Origin of the sequence: Streptomyces sp. WELS2 (genome assembly GCF_013870595.1) — a bacterium.
Lineage (GTDB): Bacteria > Actinomycetota > Actinomycetes > Streptomycetales > Streptomycetaceae > Streptomyces.
Genome location: NZ_JACBWZ010000675.1, coordinates 1 through 3466, shown reverse-complemented (window position 1 = coordinate 3466; position 3466 = coordinate 1). Strand labels below are relative to the sequence as shown.

Sequence of the window (3466 nt, the reverse complement as noted above, 5' to 3'; positions counted from 1 at the left end):
ACACCCGGCGCCCCTGCCGGGTGGTGACCCGAGGTGCTGCGCGCCGCCCTGCTCACCGGCGACGAGCGCCCGCGACTCTTCCTCGCCGCACACCACCTGGCCGTCGACAGCGTCTCCTGGCGGATCCTGCTCACCGACCTGGAGACCGCCTACCGGCAGGCCGCGGCGGGCGAGGAACCGCGCCTCGAGCCCGAGCACACCCCGTTCACCGCCTGGGCGCGCGCCCTCGCCGAGCGGGTCCGGGCCGGCGCCCTGGACGACGACCTGCCGTACTGGACGAAGGAGGCCGCCGAGCCGCGCGCCCCGCTCCCCGTCGACCTGCCCGGCACCCCGCTCGCCGCATCCGTGCGCACGGTCCGCACCCGGGTGGACCGGGCCACCACCGAGGCCCTGCTGCGCAAGGTGCCGGGCGTCTACCGCACCCAGGTCAACGACGTGCTGCTGAGCGCGCTGGGCCAAGTGCACCACCGGGCTCCCCCTGGTCTCCGGGACCTCCACCACCGGCGGCCGCTCGTAGAAGCCGCCCGGAACCGCCGCCGCCCGGCCGCGCCCCGCCCGCACCTCCGGCCCGTTCACGCGGCCACCCCGCCCGGCTCGGCCCAGCCGTCCGCGCTGTAGCCGGCCGGCTCCCACGAGTCCTCGGGCACCAGCTCCAGCCGGGTGCGCATCTCCAGCTCCTGCAAGGTGTGCAGGTAGATCGCGGTGGTGGTCACCGACCGGTGCCCCATCCTGATCCGGACCCAGTTCAGCGGATCGCCGAACACCCGCTGGTACGTCAGCCGCTGCTCCGGGTTCATCTCGCCGAGCGCCTGGACGTGGCCGCGCCACAGCAGCTCCAACGTGATCACCGCGAAGGAGTGCCGCAGCCCGTGCGGAGTCGTCCGCACGCCCACGCCGGCCGCCGCGCAGCGCGCGTTGGCGTCCGTGAAGACCTGCTTCCAGCCCGAGACCGACATCGGCAGCCCCCACTGGTTCAGCCACACCATCGCCGGCTCGAACCCCTCCTCGCCCGCCACCAGCAGCCGCCGCCGCTCGGCCGCGTCCAGCCGCGCCACCGGCACCCACCGCCCGCCCATGCGCACCCGCGGCCGCGCCGGGTCCTCCACCACCAGCGAGCGCCGCGTCGGGACGTAGAAGCCGCGGGCCCGCCCGGACTCGACCGCTCACGCCGGTCCCACTCCAGGTACTCGTGTACATCCCGCAGCACGGACACCGGGAAGTACACCGCCCGCCCCGAGAACCCCTTGGCGATCGCATCCGGCAGCACCGTGCGAGCGTTCATGATCCCCGACGACACCGCCGGCACCGCTGGGATCTCGAAGACCGTCAGCGCCGACTGCTCACCCAGCCGCAGACCCGAGCGCACCATCGCGTCGGCGTACACCGCGTTCCGCGACGCCCACCGGCCCCGGAACCCCGACCGCGGCAGACCGTCCGGCCCGTACCCGCGAAGCCCCCACATCCCGCCACAGCCGGTACGACCCCGGCGGCAGCCACCGCACCACCCGCCGCGGACCCGCCTTCGACGCCTCCGCCGGCACCAGCCGCACACCACCCCCGGCACCGCCCGACCACGGCGACCAAGCCGCGGCAGCGCGCTGCCGGATCGGATTGGCACGCACCAGATCCTGGGAGACCGCCCACACGTAGAACTGGTTGACGGTGGCGACCTCCCGGCCCCAGGTGCTGTCCTCCACCCGCGGCCCACGCTCGTCCCGCCGGCGCCACCACTCGTACGCCGCCCGAACCTCTGCCGTCGTCTCCCGCCACCCGCGCTCCCCGCGCGCGGACCACAGGAAGTCGAAGAACATCCGCAGGTCACGAGCGTGCGCCGCCTGCGTGTTCCACGGCGACGGCGCCAGCCACACCGAGAAGTACCGGTTCAACGCGGCATCGAACTCCTCGCGCGGCCCGATCAGGTACGGCTGCCCGTCCGGCACGCCGTCGGCCTCCACCCGCTCCTCCAGCCCGTCGAACAGACCGCTGAACTCCCGCATCAGCGCCGTCGCTTCTCGCGGCCACCGCATCTCACGGCGGGTGAAGAAGACCCGCCACCTCAAGATCGACACAACGCCGGACGGTACTCGCGGACAGATCAACAGCGCATAACCGAAGTTCGATGGCTACCGGGCGATCGCGATGGTGTCAGGGGAGAATGCTCAGCGTCGCCGGCCCGGTGATGCTGCTGACGCCGGAGGCCGCACAGGCCGTCGGGCTGAGCTGCGGGAGCACGATGACCTTCACCGCGCTGCTGCCCTGTCCCAGACCCGCTGTTACGGCTCCGGTGGCGGTGACGGTCGAGGTGCCGTCCGCTGCTTTGACCACGTCGGTGTTGCTGAATGTGATCGTGGAACTGTCCCCCGTGTTCCAGACGTAGGTGACGACGGTCGTCTGAAGAGGCGACACCGTCACGAGACAACTCGCGGGGAACACGTTGCTGCCCGTAGCCGAGCCACTGGACACACTCGTGAGCAGGGACGTACACGAAAAGTTCTCGTGGAAGCCGGCCGTAGTGGTTCGCGTGGTGTTGGTGAGCGGGGGGCTGTAGTCCACGGTCGAACTGCCGACCGCGCACTCGATGCCCGCCGGTGACTGAGCCGCCGCGCCCGCGTGAGGCGCCGCCCCCAGTGCGGCGACCGCAAGCACGGCCACGGCACCACATCTGACGGCAGTCCACGGCCTGTGTATACGCGTCATCCGTACCTCCGACGATGACAGCCGCCGCCTCGTTCAGCCGGCGGGTGAGGTTTCGCCAGAGCGTAGGGGGCATGACACCGTGGCTCCATAGCCCGAAAAGGCCAGTGGGCAGGCGTTCCGGGCCACTGCGCGTGGCACACGGATGCGTACACCGCTCACACGGGTAAGCGGATCGTGACGCACCGGTCGAAAGCTCGTCGGAACACCGAGTCGTGCGCTCCGGCCTCGGAATCCGCCTCTTCTCAGGTCCCGGCGGTGGTGCCTTGGGCGTCGTCCGATCGGTAGCCCAGGTGCGCGGAGACCGACACCACGCCGTCGACGCCGCGGCACAACTGCTCGACGACGGGGATAAGACTGCTGTACTCGACGGTGCCGGACAGGGTCACCCGCCCGTCGCGCACCTCCGCGGTGACATCGCGTGGATCGAGTCCAAGGGTGCGCCGCAGCAGGTCTGCGTCGATCTCCTTGCGGATGGCCTCGTCACGGCGGAGGAACACCCGCAGCAAGTCACCGCGGCTGACGATGCCGGGAAGGCGGTCCGCCTCGTCCACCACAGCAGTCGTTTGACGTTCTGGGTCTCCATGAGGCGCGCGGCTTCGACCACGGTCCACTCCGCTCGCGCGCACACGGCGGGAGCCGGCATCAGCTCCTCGGCACGGGAGCCCTCGGCCTTGGCGCGCTCCCACGCCTCCAGGTGCGGGATGGGGACCCGGCCCGTGGGATCGGCCTGCTCGGCGCACTTGCGCAGCAGGTCGGCCTCGGACACGAC

4 protein-coding genes and 1 pseudogene are annotated in these 3466 nt (G+C 71.8%); 1 reads left to right on the top strand and 4 read right to left on the bottom strand.

What is annotated here, in order from left to right; translation table 11 throughout:
* The first annotated feature begins 33 nt into the window (after positions 1–33).
* Positions 34–618: a condensation domain-containing protein gene (locus H5J33_RS27930; RefSeq protein ID WP_181797610.1), complete on the top strand. Its 585-nt coding sequence runs from the start codon at positions 34–36 to the stop codon at positions 616–618.
* On the opposite strand, the gene H5J33_RS27925 is transcribed toward H5J33_RS27930, so the two are convergent.
* The 4 genes and pseudogenes from H5J33_RS27925 to H5J33_RS27910 form a co-directional block, all read right to left on the bottom strand.
* Complete coding sequence (locus H5J33_RS27925; protein WP_181797609.1) at positions 573–1076, bottom strand: hypothetical protein; 504 nt, start codon at positions 1074–1076, stop codon at positions 573–575. The genes H5J33_RS27930 and H5J33_RS27925 overlap by 46 nt on opposite strands.
* A 264-nt stretch (positions 1077–1340) precedes the next feature.
* Positions 1341–2069 (bottom strand): site-specific integrase, encoded by a 729-nt coding sequence (locus tag H5J33_RS27920; protein WP_181797608.1) that lies wholly within the window; start codon positions 2067–2069, stop codon positions 1341–1343.
* Between the two features lie 76 nt (positions 2070–2145).
* On the bottom strand, positions 2146–2406 hold the full coding sequence (locus H5J33_RS27915; RefSeq protein WP_181797607.1) for a hypothetical protein: 261 nt from the start codon (positions 2404–2406) through the stop codon (positions 2146–2148).
* A gap of 533 nt (positions 2407–2939) precedes the next feature.
* Positions 2940–3466: pseudogene (locus H5J33_RS27910) on the bottom strand (CBS domain-containing protein); the annotation flags it as partial.

Excerpts from the sequence above, each read along its gene's own strand:
- H5J33_RS27925 (WP_181797609.1), bottom strand. The coding sequence starts at position 1,076 with ATGGGCGGGCGGTGGGTGCCGGTGGCGCGGCTGGACGCGGCCGAGCGG.